This window comes from Marinobacter sediminum, assembly GCF_023657445.1.
In the GTDB taxonomy this organism is placed as follows: Bacteria; Pseudomonadota; Gammaproteobacteria; order Pseudomonadales; family Oleiphilaceae; genus Marinobacter; species Marinobacter sediminum_A.
Genome location: NZ_JAGTWY010000001.1, coordinates 1,233,624 through 1,249,504, shown reverse-complemented (window position 1 = coordinate 1,249,504; position 15,881 = coordinate 1,233,624). Strand labels below are relative to the sequence as shown.

The following is a 15,881-nucleotide window of genomic DNA, read 5'->3' as shown; positions in this document are numbered from 1 at the left end:
GCGCTCACGCGCTCAATCAGCCCTGCCCCCGGGGTGAACGGCGCTGGACAGCGAGCTCCAGCGCCTGTTCCAGGGTATGACGCTCATTATCTGGCGTAAACTTCGGTGCAAGCTCGCCCACCTGGTGTTCCAGACGCTCAAGAAATGTGGGATCGGTTTCTGCCCGGAGAAGCATGGCCGCCAGCATTCGTTCGTCACCTACGGGGTAATAGCCGCCATAGTCCTTCCCGAGAAGTCCCCGGTTTCCTGGAATATCTGAGGCAAGAACTGGCACGCCAGCCCGACACGCCTCGGAAACCACATTCGCCCCGCCTTCCATGATGGAGCTGATCACCATAACGCGGCTCTCAGCCATCAGTTTTGCTATGTCTGGCTTATCCAGTTCACCGAGCCATTGAAACCGGGGGTTCTCCCGCATTTCTCTTTCAGCAGCGGCCTGCCATTGGCTGTCATGAGGCTTTCCGGCACAGAGGACCCGCACCCGGGATCCTTCCGGCAGCAGTCGTGCTGCCAGAGCGGCCCTGAGCGAGTCCTTTTCCTCCCTCAGGTGCCCTATTACACAAACGTCAAATGTTGCCCTATCGCCGCCTCGAGCAGGCAACCCTTGAGCGACATCCGCGGACTGAAACAGCGTCACCAGCTTATCCGCGTAGTGTGGGGGGATATCCTGCGCAACCAGGGCATGTAGTCCGATCAGGACGTCCGCTGCCTCCATGGAAGCCAGGGTGTCGGTTGGATATTCGTGCTGATGACGGTAGATGTCCGTTCCGGTCAATACCACGATGAGCGGTGCTTCCGGCCAACAACGACGGAACGTTTCTATAGCCTCGTGGCTGCGCCATGCGTGCAGGGCCACGAATACGTCGCAGGGGGCGCCATGATACTCGGTTACCACCGAAGCCTGGTGGCCGCCTTCCTCAAGCAATGCCTTCCACCGCTCTGCAGTGGCGCGGTTTCCAGCTTTGGACCCGGGAGCTGCCGGCGTTATCATTATTATTTTCATAGGTCTCTCGAAAAAAATCGGGTTCCAAACTACAGTCCCTGAGGCTGAGCCAAACATACGTGCAAATCGTATAGCTGTTCAGAGTTAAGGTAAATCAAGGTATCCTTTTGGCGTCATGGATGCCGATGCAACCTCACCGCCATGCAATTCAATCCCAAATGTAAGGAACTCAAATGACTTTGAAGCTTATACGGAACATGATGCTTTCCAGTCTTTTCCTGGCGACTGCCACGACCGCCGCCGCGGAAACGTTCGTTTTTACCGCCATTCCTGATGAGGACGAGACCAAGCTGGTTGAGCGATTCAAGGGCGTAGCGGACTACCTCTCTGAAGAGCTTGACGTGGATGTTCGCTATATCCCGGTGAAGTCCTATGCTGCGGCCGTATCGGCGTTCCGCAACAATCAGGTGCAGCTGGCGTGGTTCGGTGGTCTCTCCGGCGTTCAGGCCCGCCGACTCGTGCCAGGCTCTGAAGCTATCGCCCAGGGTGTCGAAGACGAAGCCTTCCAGACCTACTTCATTGCCAATAGCAGTACCGGTATTGAGCCCGCCACAGATTTCTCCGAGCTGAAAGGTGAACTCAAGGACAAAACTTTCACGTTTGGCTCTAAAGGTTCGACTTCAGGCCGCCTGATGCCGGAATTCCACATCCGTGAAACCTTCGGCGCGCAACCCGATGACTTTTTCTCCCGCGTGGGCTTCAGTGGCAATCACACCCGCACCCTGCGCCTGGTCGAAGCAGGCACGTACGAGGTTGGCGCACTCAACTTTCAGGTATGGCAGAAAGAGCTTGAGGCCGGCAACATTGATACCGACGCCGTGCAGGTTATCTGGGAAACGCCGGCCTATCCGGATTATCAGTGGACGATCCGTGGCGACGTAAACGAGCGTTTCGGAGACGGTTTCAAGGAGCGCGTGAAGCAGGCTCTGCTGGGCCTGGATGACGCAGAGCTGCTTGAGAGCTTCCCACGCTCGGGATTCATCCCCGTGACCAACGACGCCTATGAGCCTATCCGGACGACCGCGCAAGAGATTGGAATCCTCGATTAATGTCCGGTTTCGATCTTTCCGGTCTTACGGCGTCTTTTGGTGGGGAGCGGGTAATAGGACCGCTCTCCTTGTCCATCAAGCAGGGGCAACATGTTGCGCTGGTCGGTAAAAGCGGCGCGGGCAAATCCACCCTTGTGCGATTGATCCATGAACGCGTAAACCGGGATTCCTCTCTGGTTCCACAGGATTTGGGGCTGGTCAACGCACTGCCCGTCTTTCACAACGTTTTTATGGGCCAACTGGACCGTCATTCGGCCTGGTATAACACGTTGACCCTTGTCCGGCCCTTCGCGGCGGACAAAGAGGCGGTGCGTGATTTACTGCGTGATCTGGGAATGTCCGAAAAGCTCTGGATTCCGACAGCGTCTCTTTCTGGCGGGCAACGTCAGCGAGTCGCTATCGCCCGGGCAATGTTTCGAAATGCCGCGCTCCTGCTTGCGGACGAGCCGGTTTCTGCGCTGGACGGCCCCATGGCTCACCTGGTCATGAAACGTCTTACCGATGGTTTTGCCACCAGTGTCATTGCGCTTCACGACGTTGAGTTGGCTTTATCCTACTGCAGCCGTATTGTGGGTATTCAGGACGGGCAGATTGCGCTGGATGAAACCACCGACCGACTGACTGCGTCTGACATCATGTCTCTCTATTAGGTAAAACGGCTGCTTCATGCTTTCCTCTCCCACGGTCAGAACCAGCCTGATTTTCCTTGCCATTGCTGTGCTGGGTCTGTTCTTTGCGGACATTTCCATCACCGCATCGAATCCGTGGCGTGATCTCGGCAACTTCTTCCTTGGCGTAGCAACACCGAATTTTTTCAGCTCCGAAGGTCTGATGACCGCACTGCTTCGCACGATTGCATTTGCGTTCGTTGGTGTCGCGCTGGGAAGTGTCTCCGGGTTTTTGTTGGCACTGGTGTATCGCTTTTTGCCCGTCCGGCTTTTTTGTGCCTTCATACGCGCCATTCATGAGCTCTTCTGGGCCCTCATCTTTCTGCAGTTCTTCGGGTTCCATCCGCTGACCGGCGTGCTGGCCATCGCCATTCCCTACTCAGGCATTTTTGCCAAGGTGTATTCCGAAATACTGGACGAAGCGGATCCCGAACCGGGCCGCCTGCTGCCACCCGGAGCCGGAGTTATTTCTGCGTTTCTGTACACGCGCATCCCTGATTGCTGGGTACAGATGAGAACCTACACCGCATACCGGCTCGAGTGTGGTTTGCGGTCCAGTGCAATCCTGGGCTTTGTGGGTCTGCCCACGCTTGGCTTCTATCTTGAAGCGTCTTTTTCCCAGGGGCACTACTCGGACGCCGGGGCCATGCTCATTCTCTTTTACATTCTGATCGCAACCATGCCCTTGTGGGTCAAACCGAAGCTCCTGCCGGTTTATGTACTCGGTGCGCCCTTTTTCCTGGGCGAGGGTCTGCCCATTGTGTGGGGCAACGTCGCACGCTTCTTCACCCAGGATATCGTCCCGAGCCCCCTGCGCAATGGCGAGGGTGTCGAGGGGCTCTTGCCCTGGTTCAATGACCTGATGATCAACGAGGCCCTGCCCGGCATCTGGAATACGGTGGTGCTGACCCAGATTGCGCTTGTGGCAACCGGTATTCTTACCCTGCTCGCGTTTCCGTTGATTTCCAATCATTTTGGCGGCCCCATCCGCCGGACGTCCGGGCATGTGTTTCTGGTTATCGCCCGGTCCACGCCGGAGTACATCCTTGCCTACATCCTGCTGCAGCTCTGGGGGCCATCGATGCTTCCGGCCGTGGTTGCACTTGCTTTGCATAATGGCGGCATTATCGGGCACCTCATTGGCCGTCAGACCAATTCAATCCATCTAAGGCCTGACGCGCCAACCGGCTTTAATCGCTATACCTGGGAGCTGGTGCCCAGAGTGTACCGGTCATTCCTGGCCTTCCTGTTCTATCGGTGGGAAATTATTATGCGGGAAACGGCCATTCTGGGGATTCTGGGAATCTACACGCTGGGCTTCTACGTCGACAGCGCTATCCAGAACATCCGGTTTGATCGCGCCATGGTGCTGATCCTCATCACCGCCCTGCTCAATATTGGCATTGATGCGCTTGGCCGCTTTATTCGACGCAGGCTCGCATTGCAGACCATGCCTACCTGTTAACCCGCCGTGGGCTGCGATGCCTGTCACACTTCCGTCAACTGGGCCAATTGAATAGTTGGTTCTGCCAAGCCGTTACCGTCACCGATAAGTTACATCCCGTTACACTCTGCTTACCTAAAGTAACTTCGGGATATTCGGCAAATGATGAGCGGGTTGGTTCTGGTCTCTCAGGTTGGCCTGTTAGCGCTGGTAGTGCTGCTGGGCCTCAGGATGCTGGCTCTGGCTCGCTCGCAGCCGCTGACCACAAATCCCTTCACAAAAGGCCACTCAGCTTTTCAAAAGCCTCTCCGCCCGGCCAGGCAAATGACTGCGGAGGACCGCACGGCTCTCTATACCCAACTGCACATATTGGCGGGCTTGCAGGAACGCGAGTGCCGAGTGAATGGTATTGAGCTGAAAGATGCTCCCGAGCCCGTTCGCAGTTACGCGGCAGCGTGGCTTTATGGTGCCGCCTGTGCACTTTGTGATCAGCATTCCCGGCATTCCGAAGCCCTCGAGGGAATGGTCTCACAGATCGCAAGCCGGAAAACCGGGATTCGACAGTCCCATGCGGTGCAGGCAATGGCTACCCTGACATCAAGTAGCGCTCTGCTGGCGTGTTTTCGGGGTGGCCTGGAGGGAGCAGGGTTCTGGCAGAAACACCATCATGTGTCGCCGCGCCATAGTTTGTATGAGGCGATTACAACCAACGCTTTTATCTGACAGCCGGCGATGGAGCATTCTCCAGTTCCCAGTCACTCCCCAGAGAAACCGACTCCGTATGGTCGGGCTGGTCTGCCGGCGTACCGTCAATAGCGGGCCGGCTGAATCCGCCATCATCGGTATTTTCCATGGATTCCACGTCCACTGAGCGGACCATGTAGGTATTGCCGCCGGAAACGACCCGGGCCCGGTGAGTCAGCCCGAACACAAAACGGCAATAGTCCAGTTTGAGCTGAACCAGATCCTGTTCGGCTTTGCGAATCTTGCGCAACAGCACTTTTTGAACGCTATCTCCGTAATCCATCCCGTTTTCCCTGGAGTTGGCGGTAAGTATCAAAGAGTTTACACAATACTGGCACGTTGTCAGCTCTGGGCGGTGAGGGTTTTGCGGCCATTCACAGGCTGTGGGCCTGAAACACCATCTTTATCGGAACGCCCTCGACAGGCGCCTGCCCCTGTTGCAGGTCAATCCGCCAGATCATATCGGACCCGGTACTACAGACGGGGGCGGTAAAGCGGGCGGAGAATTCCCCCTGGCCCTGCCGGGCCAGCGGTACCGGATATTCCCCCATGTACATGGATTCGCCACGCAGGACCGCAAGCAGCCGCTCTGGTGCCCCAGGTGCCTTGATCTTCAATCGATACTCCGTGCCTTGACCGCCCTCGCCCAATACTGAGAGCTCAGCCTGCCACTGATCCGAATCAATCACCCATTCACAGGGCCCGGCCAGCAGATCGCATTCTTTCTTTTCGATCCCGGCGGCTCCGCTGTCCGTGGTTCTCAGCAGCCGGGGGCCAAAAACCGCTGCCGAAAGCAGTAGAATGATCAATCCCACAACCATGACTGCTCGTAACATACCCGTACCTCAAAAAGCCAAAGCGGCATTATGGGGATAATCCGCAGCAAGGCAAAGGTTTCTAAATCGGCGCCAGTCATGAGAAAATACGGCGCCTCCACTTTTGACCAACTTTCAATACAGGACACGCCCGTGCAACCGGATATTTCCGTAAAGCACCTCAGCAAGGTCTATGACGACGGTTTCCAGGCCCTCAAGGACATCAACCTGGAGATCATCCGAGGCGAAATCTTTGCCCTTCTCGGTCCTAACGGAGCCGGCAAGACCACGCTGATCAGTATTATCTGCGGCATCGTGAATCCCTCAAGTGGCGAAGTAAAAGCTGCTGGCTACGATATTGCGAAACAGTACCGGAAGGCCCGTGAATCTATTGGCCTTGTTCCCCAGGAACTAAACACGGATTCCTTCGAGACGGTCTGGAATGCGGTTTCTTTCAGCCGGGGCCTTTTCGGTAAAGCACCCAAACCTTCGCACATCGAAAAAGTCCTGAAGGACCTCTCCCTGTGGGATAAACGCAACAACCGCATCATGTCACTCTCCGGAGGCATGAAGCGCCGGGTGATGATTGCCAAGGCCCTGTCCCACGAACCCCAGATCCTGTTCCTCGATGAGCCCACAGCCGGTGTCGATGTTGAGCTCCGCCGCGACATGTGGGAGATGGTGCGCAAGCTTAGAAAAAGCGGGGTAACCATCATCCTCACCACTCATTACATCGAAGAAGCCGAAGAGATGGCGGACCGTATCGGGGTTATTCGGGAGGGTGAAATTATTCTGGTGGAAGAAAAGGACCACCTGATGAGTAAGCTTGGCAAAAAGGAGCTGCGCCTTCATCTTCAGAACAGGCTCGACAAGCTCCCGGGAGAGCTTACTCTGGAACCGATTGAATTGTCTGAAGATGGATATGAGCTGATTTACACCTTTGATTCCCAACAGGAACAGGCCGGTGTTGCCCGCCTGCTTCGCACCCTGGGTGATCTTGGCATTGACTATCGGGACCTCCAGACTCGCGAAAGTTCCCTGGAAGAGATTTTTGTCGGCCTGGTGCACGAGTAACCCGCCTGACCCATTGGAGAAAGGCATGAACCTTTACGGCGTCCGCGCAATCTACAATTTCGAAATGGCCCGTATGAAACGCACCTTGATGCAGAGCGTGCTGGCACCCGTCATTTCCACGTGCCTCTATTTTGTGGTGTTTGGCTCGGCGATTGGCTCCCGCATGGGCGACATCGACAGCGTCAGCTACGGAGCGTACATCATTCCCGGACTGGTGATGCTGTCGTTGCTGATGCAAAGTATTTCCAACGCGTCTTTCGGCATCTACATGCCCAAGTTTTCGGGCACTATCTACGAAGTCCTCTCGGCACCGGTCTCTTACGTTGAAGTAGTGCTCGGGTATGTCGGGGCCGCTGCCACCAAGTCGGTGATCCTGGGGCTTATCATTCTGGCAACTGCCCGTCTGTTTGTAGACTACAGCGTGTTGCACCCATTCTGGATGGTCTCGTTCCTGGTGCTGACAGCCATCACCTTCAGTCTTTTCGGGTTCATTATCGGAATCTGGGCGGACGGTTTCGAGAAGCTGCAAATTGTACCGCTGATGATCGTCACTCCGCTGGTGTTCCTGGGCGGCACATTCTACTCCATCGATATGCTCCCTGAGGTCTGGCAGACCGTCAGCCTGTTCAACCCGGTGGTTTATCTGATCAGCGGCTTTCGCTGGGCCTTTTACGGCGTAGCTGATGTGCATATTGCGATCAGTGTAGGCATGACACTGGGATTCCTGACAATGTGTATGGTCGCAATCTGGTGGATCTTTAAAACCGGCTACCGGCTGCGCTCATGAGGAGGTTCCGCAGGGCTCTACATGCCGTGGTTTTGTTGTCAGTAACCCTGACCTCGGCCTGCTCTGCGGACTCAGCCATTCCCCAACCCCGACTTGAGACCACGGCGGCGTGCTTTGTCACGGCGGAAAAAAGCATTGCGGTCACCCTGGAGCTCGCCCGTGATTCCCAGCAACGCCAGAAAGGGCTGATGGGGCGGGAATCCATAGCACCAGGCAACGGGATGCTTTTTATCTATCAGCAAACCCGAAGCGCAAGCCACGGGTTCTGGATGTATAAAACCCTGCTCCATCTCGATATCGGGTACGTGGCAAGGAACGGTGTTATCGGGAGTATCCGGAAGATGACGCCCTGCACATCCTCTAATGGCGGCAACTGCCCCACCTACCCGGCGGGAGTCGAGTTTACCTACGCGGTTGAGATGAACGACGGTTTCTTTGAGGAGAACGACATAGAAGTCGGGGACCGATTGTTAATCGGTGCCCCCAACTGCCGTAAAGACTGATTAACCGGCTGGTCTTCAGCTGTCCTTCCATTCTGGCTTGCGCTTTTCCAGAAAGGCACAGATACCTTCCTGGGCATCATTCGCCTGCATGTTCTCTGCCATTACCTTTGAGGTGAATTCGTAGGCGTCAGCCAGCGGCATTTCAAGCTGCTTGTAAAAGGCCTCCTTGCCGACTTTGAGGGTGTAGCCTGATTTCCCCGCAATGGTCCGGGCCATGGTGTAGACCGTTTCGTCCAGAACCTGTTCATCCACGACACGATTTACCAGCCCAATCTTTTCCGCTTTCAGTGCACCAATCAACTCCCCCGTCAGAAGCATTTCCATGGCGTGTTTGCGGGAAACGTTGCGGGATAGTGCCACCATGGGCGTTGAGCAGAACAGCCCGATGTTGACGCCCGGAGTGGCGAACCGCGCAGTATCCGCTGACACGGCGAGGTCGCAACTGGCAACCAACTGACAGCCCGCTGCCGTCGCCACTCCGGCAACACGTGCAATCACCGGCCTGGGCAGGTTAACGATCTGCTGCATAACCTTGCTACACTGATTAAACAAGGCAAGCTGGAATTCGTGGCTGTCGAACTGCTCGCGGACCTCTCGTAGATCATGGCCCGCACAGAACACCTGACCGGAAGCCGCCAGAACCACTACCCGTGTTTCCGAATCATCGGCAACCAGGTCCAGCTCTGCCGAAAGTGCTTCCAGCATGGCCATCGAAAGACTGTTACGACGTTCGGGCTGATTCAGGGTGAGTGTCGTAATGCCGTTTTCTGAATATTTTTTGACCAGTGGTTCTGCTGCTGCCGTCATAACTGTACCCTTCCGGCTGATTCATATTTCAAAAGACTTATAGTTTCAGTATTAATCAGAGCTGGTGAACTGTCGAAGAGACTTTTGTAGGGTGCTCAGATAGGTAGATGAATGGTTGTTATCACCCCCAATAGCCCATAAGCATAAACTACCATCGGGAAAGAGAGCGGTGCTATCAACCGCGATTAACCCGCACCGAAACGGCTTAGCCGTGACCGACGCCCACCGACAACTGTAATACCATTAAATATGACCGAAAATAAACAATTGCGCCGCGAACTCGAAAAGCAGATGGCCGAAGCCGGCTCCTATCAGCAATGGTACGAGGCTGCGGAAAAGCTCGACGACCTGGAAGGCGCCATCGCCTGGCGCGAAGAGTCCGCCAGTGAACTGCTGCATGAAAGCCTTATTCGTGAGCACATGGACGCCATGAGGCGCTGCAGGGAACAGGGCGATTCCCGTGGGCTTATACGGGTCTTGCAGGAAAGTCTGTACCGACACCTGGGGGAGCTGGCTAACCCGGATCTGTATGTCGTCGCCTGGACGGGCACCAAGTACGTGGTAAGCGATTTTCTCGATGAAGTGGAGCAATCCATGAACTTCATCTGCGATAACGATATGCCCGGCGTCACAGCAGAACAGAAACTGCGCCTGTTCCAGGACGCGGAGCGGGTTTACGGTCAGCCGGCGCTTATGCTCAGTGGCGGCGCGGCCTTCGGTATCTATCACATCGGCGTAACCCGGGCGCTCTGGCAGCAGAACCTGTTGCCCAATGTGATGGCCGGATCCAGTATGGGCGCAATTGTGGCTGGCGCTATCTGTACCCGCACCGATGCCGAGCTGGAACGATTTTTCAACGAACCAAGTGAAATCCACCGGGAGGCGTTCCGCTGGCTGGAACCCGAACGAATCTGGCGCAAGCGCCACGCCATGGACCAGAAGAAACTCCTGGAACACATCCGCGCCAACACCGGAAGCATGAGCTTCAAGGAGGCTGAAGAGACCAGCGGTCGCACCCTCAATATCTCGGTCTCTCCCACGCGAACCCGGCAGAAGCCCCGGCTGCTGACAGCCCTGAGCTCACCGGAAGTGCTCATAGACTCCGCGATTCTTGCTTCCTGTGCCGTACCCGGCATCTACCCGCCGGTAACTCTTCAAGCCAGGTACTCCGAAAAGGGAAGCAACCATTCCAAGCCCTACATGCCATCTGAGCGCTGGATCGACGGGAGCGTGCATGGTGACCTGCCATTGATGCGGATGGCGAGGCTGCACAACGTCAACCGGACGATTGTGAGCCAGGCAAACCCGCATGTTGTCCCCTTTATCAGTCATCATCACCAGCGTGGGCCCAAAGCCATGGCTAAACAGGCCGCAACGTCACTGGCGCATGCACAGCTGTCGACGATCCTGAAACTGACCCGCAACGCGTCTTTCTCGGTTGTCCGGCCTCTGCTGGAGCAGGCTCACGCCATGACAGACCAGACCTACCTGGGCGATATCAATATCCATTTCCCCTTCCGGCTGTCGCTGTATCCCAAGCTGCTTGCTAACCCGAGCCCGGAGGACCTCAATATGTTCATTCATCTTGGGGAACAGGCCACCTGGCCCCGACTGGCCATGATTCGTGACCAGACCCGAATCAGCCGGACCTTCTCCAACTGCATTGCCCGGCTGAAGCAGGCCCGCGACAAACAGCAAACCGGCACGGAGTAACCTTTTGCACACGACCCGTATCAAGGGACTGACGATTGCCGCCCTCGGTGTCCTGTTCATTACACCGGACGCCCTGCTGGTCAAAATCACCTCCGTGGAACCGGTGGTCTTCCTGTTCTGGCGCGGCCTGTTACTCACCGTCAGTTTTTTCGCCATAAGCTGGCTGAGGTATCGCTCCCGGCTGGTCGGGGAAATACGCCGCTGTGGCTGGAAAGGGGCGTTCTGCGCCTGTGCGTTTGCCGTTAGCACCCTGGGCTTTGTGGTCGGGATGAAGAACACGGCCGCAGGTAACGTTCTGGTGATTCTCAACACGGCACCCGTTATCGCGGCGCTGATTGCCTGGCTGATCTGGAAGGAAACCCTGCCTCTGAGAACCTGGGTAATCATCGTGGTGTGCGTGACCGGTGCCACCATTATGGCTATCGGCGAATTGGGCCGTGGCGATCCTCTGGGACTGGTCATGGCAGCGGTCGCAGCTACCGCGCTGGCCTCAAACCTCAATGTGGCGCGATCAAAACCGGATTCGGATATGAGTGTTGTGCTCATGTTCGGGGCACTGGCACTTGCCGGTGCAGCGGCCCTTGCCGGAGGCGTTCAGCTTCCCAGTGCCAGAGATAGTTTCTTCATCGCCCTGCTCTGCCTGGTGTTCCTGCCGCTGGCATGCATTCTGATTCAGATCGGCCCCCGCTACATCCCGGCGGCCGAAGTAAGTCTCATGTTACTGCTAGAAACCGTTCTGGGTTCGTTTCTGGTCTGGCTATTTCTGGGCGAAGTCCCACCAACGCTGAGTCTTGCCGGCGGCGTTGTTGTATTTTCCGCGCTCGCAACCCATGGCTGGATGGAGGTGAGTCGATATCGCCGGGCAAAACGGACGCTTGGATAGTGGCGCTTCCGGCCCTTCACCACACTGACCCTATAAACCAATCAGTTACGGCTCCGGAAGCGCCAGGTGTACAAGGATTTTGCTGCTGGAATGGCGCTTCTATGTACAAGAAAGCCCCTTCAATGAGGGGCTTTCTTGTACATTTTAACGGGAGGTTCTCCCCGATCAACCAGATTTGGGTTTCGTGAAATCCAGGGCCCCTCTTTAAGCGACAGGGGGCCGGTCAGATCGGGCCGGGATCAGTCGTCGGCGTCTTCCTTCAACGCCTTCGCTCTTTTCAGATTCTCTTCCGCTTTGGGGAAATACCGCGGCGATACCTCGATAGCCTCCTCGAACAGCCTGATGGAAAAATCCACGTCGCCGTTCAACATGGCGATGTAACCCACATTGTTCAGTGCCGCCGGATCACTGCGGTCCGGGGACAGGGTGTTGATTGCGGAATCATAACGACCGGTGCGGGCACGGGCAATTGCAAGGTTATTGAGAATGCGATCCGAGTCGGGGAAAGCACGAGTGCCCCGGCTGAGCACGGCGATGGCCTCGCCATAGTCATGGGCCATCATGCGAGAATAACCCTGGTTGTTGATCAGCATTTCCATGTCGCCGGCGATGGACAGTGCCTTGTCGTAGTACTTTTGCGCCTGGTCGAATTCACCGACCATGTCAGCGGCCACGCCACGGCCATTCCAGCTGCGCCAGCGCTCCGCGTCTCGGGCCAGCACTTCCTTAAAGGACTTTTCCGCCGCCTCGTAGCGACCCAGGCGCAAGCGGGCAAGCCCACGCAATTCATGGGCATCTACATTTTCCGCTGCCTGATCCAGGCCCTTGTTGGCCCAGTGCAGAGCCTGCTCCGCATCGCCCTGACTGAGCAGGCTTTCACCCAACCCCACCATGGCGGCAACATTCTCCGGCTCTTTTTCCAGAACCCGGTCATAATGTCTCTGGGCAGCTGTTTCATTGCCCTGTTCGCGGGACAAAGCAGCCGCCTCCAGCAACTCCGGCACGTCCGGTTCACGTACCGACGGCTTGTCTTCGTTCTGCATGCCGGCACAGCCGGCGAGCAAGGACAACGCCAATGCCAGAAAAACAATACGCATCAATAACTCCCTATTCGAAACTGCCAATCAGGCCGGCGGCGATTTTTACCAGTGCCGGTCCCAGTACTACAAGAAACAGCGCCGGAAAGATGAAAAAGATAATCGGAAAAGTCATCTTCACCGGCAGCTTGGCGGCCTTTTCACGGGCGCGTTGAATACGGACCTCGCGCATTTCTTCAGCGTGTTCCCGCAGGGCCCGGGCAATACTGGTACCGAAGTGCTCCGCCTGGACAAGAATCGACACCAGCGACTGCATCTCGGGCATACCTGTGCGCTCCGACAGAGCACGCAGCGCTTCGTCACGGGCCTTGCCGGCACGCATTTCCAACGATACCAGGTGAAGCTCCTGGCTCATGGACGCGGAAGTGTGGACGATTTCACGAGCCACGCGCTGAATCGCCGCATCCAGACTGAGGCCGGCCTCAACACAAACCACAAGCAGGTCGAGCACATCCGGGAACACCTCGGTCAGCTCCGCCCGACGCTTTTGCTCACGGTGCAGCAGGTAAATATCCGGCGCCAAAAAGCCGAGAACCGCAGCCGTCACCAGCCAGAGTACGGCAACTTCCCGTTCGGTGGTGTGAAATCCGGCCAGAAGGATGGGCAGAAGTACCAGCAGCGGCAACGCAAAGGCAAGCAAGACCTTGAGCGCCATAAACACATGCAGCGCTCTGTCACTACGATATCCGCACCGCACCAATTGCTTGCGCATGCGCGATCGCTTCCAGTCATCGGTGGGCAACACTAACCCGCCCATGGGCGCAAGCCAGCGCACGGTGAACGCTCCCTCACGCCGAACCTCACCGGCATGATGATGTTGTCCTTCGGTCACCTCCCTGAGGCGACGCTGAACCGGCGATTTCCCGCTGCCCAGCCAGAAACCGAGCGCACCCACGCCCAGTACGGTAGCAACAAACACCATCCCTAGGGTCAGCGCATAGAGCATGGTTCCTTCAAACATTTCGCGTCTCCCGCTATACCCTGAAGTGCACCATACGGCGCACTATCCAGTAACCCATTCCCATGAGCAACAATTGAACACCCACGATGACCAGGCCCAATTCGGTGTTGAACAGCACGGCCAGATAACCCGGGCTGAGCACTGCCAGAATCAACGCGACAACGAAAGGCAGCGCCACGAGGATATTGGCCGAGTATTGCATCTCGGTTGAGAGAATCTTGATCTCCCGGTAGGTGCTGGCCCGCGCGCGCATTATGTGAGAAATCTGATTGAGAATTTCCGCCAGATTACCGCCGGTGGTGCGCTGGATAAGAACTGCGGCGATGAAGTAACGGATCTCCTCGTTTCCGCTCCGCTCTCCCAGATGATGCAGAGCATCTTCCATTTCCACGCCGTAGTTAAGTTCATCGAAGACGGCGCCGAATTCGGTGGCAATGGGGTCCGCCATCTCATGGGACACGGACCGAATGGCTGCCGAAAACGGATTACCGGCTCGCAGGCTTCGGGCAATATAGTCCAGTGCATCCGGCAGTTGCTGGGTAAAAAGGTCGCTGCGACGGGTCTTTTTCCTCACCACATAGATGTGCGGCACAAGAAACCCAAGCACCAGGGATAACGGCAGGGCAATCAACATCAATGCCCCGACCGCCCAGTAGAGAATGATGAATAACGCCAGCGACAGGCCCAGTTGGATGAGAATGAAGCGCGACACTGTAATACTGACACCTGCCTGCTCCAGCAACCGATCCAGAGCATGGGAGCGCGGAATCGAGTCAAGCAACCGGTTCAGGAACGGAACCTCACTGAAATGCCGTTCTCTGAGGATGGATATTGCCTCGCGATGTTTCATGCCCATGGCGGACATGGCGCGAAGGCGCTTGCTCACCTTGACGCTGCGCTCCACGTTGAGGCTGCGCCAGAGCAGGTAGCCCCCTTCGATCAGAGCCAACACGGCCACAAAGGCGAGAAAGGAAATAATGTAAACGCTGTACACGGACGCTTCCATGGTCGACTCCTATTCGAAGACCTTTTCCGGGTCGAAAATATCCTCGTCCACGCGAACGCCGCGCTCTTTAAGCCTCGCCATCAGCTGTGGCCGAACCCCGGTGGCACGAAACTCGCCAAGAATCTTCCCACGAGCATCCACGCCCTTGCGCTTGAACACGAAGATCTCCTGCATGTTGACGACCTCTTCTTCCATGCCGGTAATTTCCGAAATGGACGTGATGATCCGGTGGCCGTCAGCGAGGCGCTCCGTGTGCACCAACAGATGCAGAGCTGCAGAAATTTGCTGCCGGATCACGGAAGGCGGGATTGGCACACCGCTCATGCCCACCATGTGTTCAAGCCGCGTCAACGCATCGCGCGGCGAGTTGGCATGGACGGTTGACAGGGAACCATCATGACCGGTATTCATGGCCTGGAGCATATCCAGCGCTTCCTCGCCACGAACCTCACCGACAATGATGCGATCCGGGCGCATTCGCAGGGCGTTACGGACCAACTGTCGCTGGCGAGTTTCCCCCCTGCCCTCGATGTTGGGCGGCCGGGTCTCCAGGCGCACCACATGGGGCTGCTGCATTTGCAGTTCGGCTGAGTCCTCAATGGTAATGATGCGCTCGTTTTCCGGAATAAACCCGGACACCACATTGAGCAATGTCGTCTTACCGCTACCGGTACCACCGGAGATAATCATGTTGATCCGGCCCTTGACTGCAGCCTTGAGGAAATCGCTCATGTCCGGCGTCAGAGTACGGAAGTTAAGCAGGTCTTTGGCCGTGATTGGATCCACGGAAAACTTCCGGATCGACAACACCGGTCCATCCACCGCCAACGGCGGAATAATGGCATTTACCCGGGAGCCGTCTGCGAGGCGCGCATCCACCATGGGAGACGACTCGTCCACACGACGCCCCACACTGGAAGCGATCTTCTGGATGATACGCATCAGATGGTCATCGTTCTGGAAACGAATATCGGTCTGCTCAAGCACACCGTGGCGCTCCACGAAACACGAGCTGTATGTATTAACCAGGATATCCGACACGCTCGGGTCAGCCAGCAAGGGCTCGATGGGGCCGAGGCCCAGCACTTCGTTCTGGACGTCTTCGATCAGTTTCTCGCGCTCACGCGCATTGAGCACAAGACCTGTCTCGTCGATGATCTCCCGAACCTGGATAGCAATCTGCGTGCGAACTACATCGGCTTCCAGCTGGTCCAGTGCCCGGAGGTCCAGGCGATCCATCAAACGCCGGTGGACATCTGAACGGACCGCCTGCATGTCCTGTCCATTCTGTTTTTCGGTGTCGTTAACGGTCATCAGTCCCCTCCGT

Annotated in this window: 17 protein-coding genes; 9 read left to right on the top strand and 8 right to left on the bottom strand. The window is 56.6% G+C overall.

Annotated elements, in window-relative coordinates; genetic code table 11:
• Window positions 1-16 precede the first annotated feature (16 nt).
• Window positions 17-1,003 (bottom strand): selenoneine biosynthesis selenosugar synthase SenB, encoded by a 987-nt coding sequence (senB, locus tag KFJ24_RS06005; RefSeq protein ID WP_250830158.1) that lies wholly within the window; start codon window positions 1,001-1,003, stop codon window positions 17-19.
• A 173-nt stretch (window positions 1,004-1,176) separates the two neighbouring features.
• On the opposite strand from senB, the gene KFJ24_RS06000 reads away from it, so the two are divergent.
• From KFJ24_RS06000 to KFJ24_RS05985, 4 genes are all read left to right on the top strand, one after another.
• The gene (locus KFJ24_RS06000; protein ID WP_250830157.1) at window positions 1,177-2,052 is read left to right on the top strand and encodes a putative selenate ABC transporter substrate-binding protein; all 876 of its coding nucleotides are present in this window, start codon (window positions 1,177-1,179) and stop codon (window positions 2,050-2,052) included.
• Complete coding sequence (locus KFJ24_RS05995) at window positions 2,052-2,702, top strand: ATP-binding cassette domain-containing protein (RefSeq protein WP_250830156.1); 651 nt, start codon at window positions 2,052-2,054, stop codon at window positions 2,700-2,702. The genes KFJ24_RS06000 and KFJ24_RS05995 overlap by 1 nt, the downstream gene beginning before the upstream one ends.
• A 16-nt stretch (window positions 2,703-2,718) precedes the next feature.
• The gene (locus KFJ24_RS05990) at window positions 2,719-4,185 is read left to right on the top strand and encodes a PhnE/PtxC family ABC transporter permease (protein WP_250830155.1); all 1,467 of its coding nucleotides are present in this window, start codon (window positions 2,719-2,721) and stop codon (window positions 4,183-4,185) included.
• Window positions 4,186-4,326: 141 nt separating this feature from the next.
• Window positions 4,327-4,887 (top strand): hypothetical protein, encoded by a 561-nt coding sequence (locus KFJ24_RS05985; RefSeq protein WP_250830154.1) that lies wholly within the window; start codon window positions 4,327-4,329, stop codon window positions 4,885-4,887.
• On the opposite strand, the gene KFJ24_RS05980 is transcribed toward KFJ24_RS05985, so the two are convergent.
• Window positions 4,880-5,191 (bottom strand): hypothetical protein, encoded by a 312-nt coding sequence (locus KFJ24_RS05980; RefSeq protein WP_250830153.1) that lies wholly within the window; start codon window positions 5,189-5,191, stop codon window positions 4,880-4,882. The two genes, KFJ24_RS05985 and KFJ24_RS05980, sit on opposite strands and share 8 nt — an antisense overlap.
• Window positions 5,192-5,282: 91 nt before the next feature.
• Window positions 5,283-5,744: a hypothetical protein gene (locus KFJ24_RS05975; protein ID WP_250830152.1), complete on the bottom strand. Its 462-nt coding sequence runs from the start codon at window positions 5,742-5,744 to the stop codon at window positions 5,283-5,285.
• Window positions 5,745-5,876: 132 nt separating this feature from the next.
• Between KFJ24_RS05975 and KFJ24_RS05970 the strand changes: the two genes are divergently transcribed.
• From KFJ24_RS05970 to KFJ24_RS05960, 3 genes are read left to right on the top strand one after another with little or no spacing between them, the layout of a single operon-like run.
• Window positions 5,877-6,797 carry an ABC transporter ATP-binding protein gene (locus tag KFJ24_RS05970; RefSeq protein ID WP_250830151.1) on the top strand — a complete coding sequence of 307 codons (921 nt, stop codon included), beginning with the start codon at window positions 5,877-5,879 and terminating at the stop codon, window positions 6,795-6,797.
• Window positions 6,798-6,822: 25 nt separating this feature from the next.
• Entirely contained in the window at window positions 6,823-7,584 is a 762-nt protein-coding gene (locus KFJ24_RS05965) for an ABC transporter permease (RefSeq protein ID WP_250830150.1), read from the top strand.
• Between the two features lie 26 nt (window positions 7,585-7,610).
• Window positions 7,611-8,087 (top strand): DUF192 domain-containing protein, encoded by a 477-nt coding sequence (locus KFJ24_RS05960; RefSeq protein ID WP_250830149.1) that lies wholly within the window; start codon window positions 7,611-7,613, stop codon window positions 8,085-8,087.
• 15 nt (window positions 8,088-8,102) lie between these two features.
• Here KFJ24_RS05960 and KFJ24_RS05955 read toward each other — a convergent pair whose 3' ends face one another.
• Window positions 8,103-8,894 (bottom strand): enoyl-CoA hydratase, encoded by a 792-nt coding sequence (locus KFJ24_RS05955; RefSeq protein WP_250830148.1) that lies wholly within the window; start codon window positions 8,892-8,894, stop codon window positions 8,103-8,105.
• Window positions 8,895-9,143: 249 nt separating this feature from the next.
• On the opposite strand from KFJ24_RS05955, the gene KFJ24_RS05950 reads away from it, so the two are divergent.
• Together KFJ24_RS05950 and KFJ24_RS05945 are read left to right on the top strand one after the other, a co-directional pair.
• On the top strand, window positions 9,144-10,607 hold the full coding sequence (locus tag KFJ24_RS05950; RefSeq protein WP_250830147.1) for a patatin-like phospholipase family protein: 1,464 nt from the start codon (window positions 9,144-9,146) through the stop codon (window positions 10,605-10,607).
• A gap of 4 nt (window positions 10,608-10,611) precedes the next feature.
• Window positions 10,612-11,490, top strand: coding sequence for a DMT family transporter (locus tag KFJ24_RS05945; protein ID WP_250830146.1), 879 nt, complete (start codon window positions 10,612-10,614; stop codon window positions 11,488-11,490).
• Between the two features lie 239 nt (window positions 11,491-11,729).
• On the opposite strand, the gene KFJ24_RS05940 is transcribed toward KFJ24_RS05945, so the two are convergent.
• Genes KFJ24_RS05940 through KFJ24_RS05925 form a run of 4 tightly spaced genes read right to left on the bottom strand, consistent with a single transcriptional unit; the run spans window position 11,730 to window position 15,868 of the window.
• A complete protein-coding gene (locus KFJ24_RS05940) occupies window positions 11,730-12,587 on the bottom strand; it encodes a tetratricopeptide repeat protein (RefSeq protein WP_250830145.1) in 858 nt (285 codons plus the stop codon).
• Window positions 12,588-12,597: 10 nt separating this feature from the next.
• Complete coding sequence (locus KFJ24_RS05935; protein ID WP_250830144.1) at window positions 12,598-13,548, bottom strand: type II secretion system F family protein; 951 nt, start codon at window positions 13,546-13,548, stop codon at window positions 12,598-12,600.
• Between the two features lie 13 nt (window positions 13,549-13,561).
• On the bottom strand, window positions 13,562-14,554 hold the full coding sequence (locus KFJ24_RS05930; protein ID WP_250830143.1) for a type II secretion system F family protein: 993 nt from the start codon (window positions 14,552-14,554) through the stop codon (window positions 13,562-13,564).
• Window positions 14,555-14,563: 9 nt separating this feature from the next.
• Window positions 14,564-15,868, bottom strand: a complete 1,305-nt coding sequence (locus KFJ24_RS05925) for a CpaF family protein (protein WP_250830142.1) — start codon at window positions 15,866-15,868, stop codon at window positions 14,564-14,566.
• Window positions 15,869-15,881 lie beyond the last annotated feature (13 nt).

Coding starts and splice junctions, on each gene's coding strand:
- KFJ24_RS05985 (WP_250830154.1), top strand. CDS start 4,327: ATGATGAGCGGGTTGGTTCTGGTCTCTCAGGTTGGCCTGTTAGCGCTG.
- KFJ24_RS05925 (WP_250830142.1), bottom strand. CDS start 15,868: ATGACCGTTAACGACACCGAAAAACAGAATGGACAGGACATGCAGGCG.
- KFJ24_RS05940 (WP_250830145.1), bottom strand. CDS start 12,587: ATGCGTATTGTTTTTCTGGCATTGGCGTTGTCCTTGCTCGCCGGCTGT.
- KFJ24_RS05965 (WP_250830150.1), top strand. CDS start 6,823: ATGAACCTTTACGGCGTCCGCGCAATCTACAATTTCGAAATGGCCCGT.
- KFJ24_RS05950 (WP_250830147.1), top strand. CDS start 9,144: ATGACCGAAAATAAACAATTGCGCCGCGAACTCGAAAAGCAGATGGCC.
- KFJ24_RS05955 (WP_250830148.1), bottom strand. CDS start 8,894: ATGACGGCAGCAGCAGAACCACTGGTCAAAAAATATTCAGAAAACGGC.
- KFJ24_RS05935 (WP_250830144.1), bottom strand. CDS start 13,548: ATGTTTGAAGGAACCATGCTCTATGCGCTGACCCTAGGGATGGTGTTT.
- senB (WP_250830158.1), bottom strand. CDS start 1,003: ATGAAAATAATAATGATAACGCCGGCAGCTCCCGGGTCCAAAGCTGGA.
- KFJ24_RS05930 (WP_250830143.1), bottom strand. CDS start 14,554: ATGGAAGCGTCCGTGTACAGCGTTTACATTATTTCCTTTCTCGCCTTT.
- KFJ24_RS05995 (WP_250830156.1), top strand. CDS start 2,052: ATGTCCGGTTTCGATCTTTCCGGTCTTACGGCGTCTTTTGGTGGGGAG.
- KFJ24_RS05990 (WP_250830155.1), top strand. CDS start 2,719: ATGCTTTCCTCTCCCACGGTCAGAACCAGCCTGATTTTCCTTGCCATT.
- KFJ24_RS05975 (WP_250830152.1), bottom strand. CDS start 5,744: ATGTTACGAGCAGTCATGGTTGTGGGATTGATCATTCTACTGCTTTCG.
- KFJ24_RS06000 (WP_250830157.1), top strand. CDS start 1,177: ATGACTTTGAAGCTTATACGGAACATGATGCTTTCCAGTCTTTTCCTG.
- KFJ24_RS05980 (WP_250830153.1), bottom strand. CDS start 5,191: ATGGATTACGGAGATAGCGTTCAAAAAGTGCTGTTGCGCAAGATTCGC.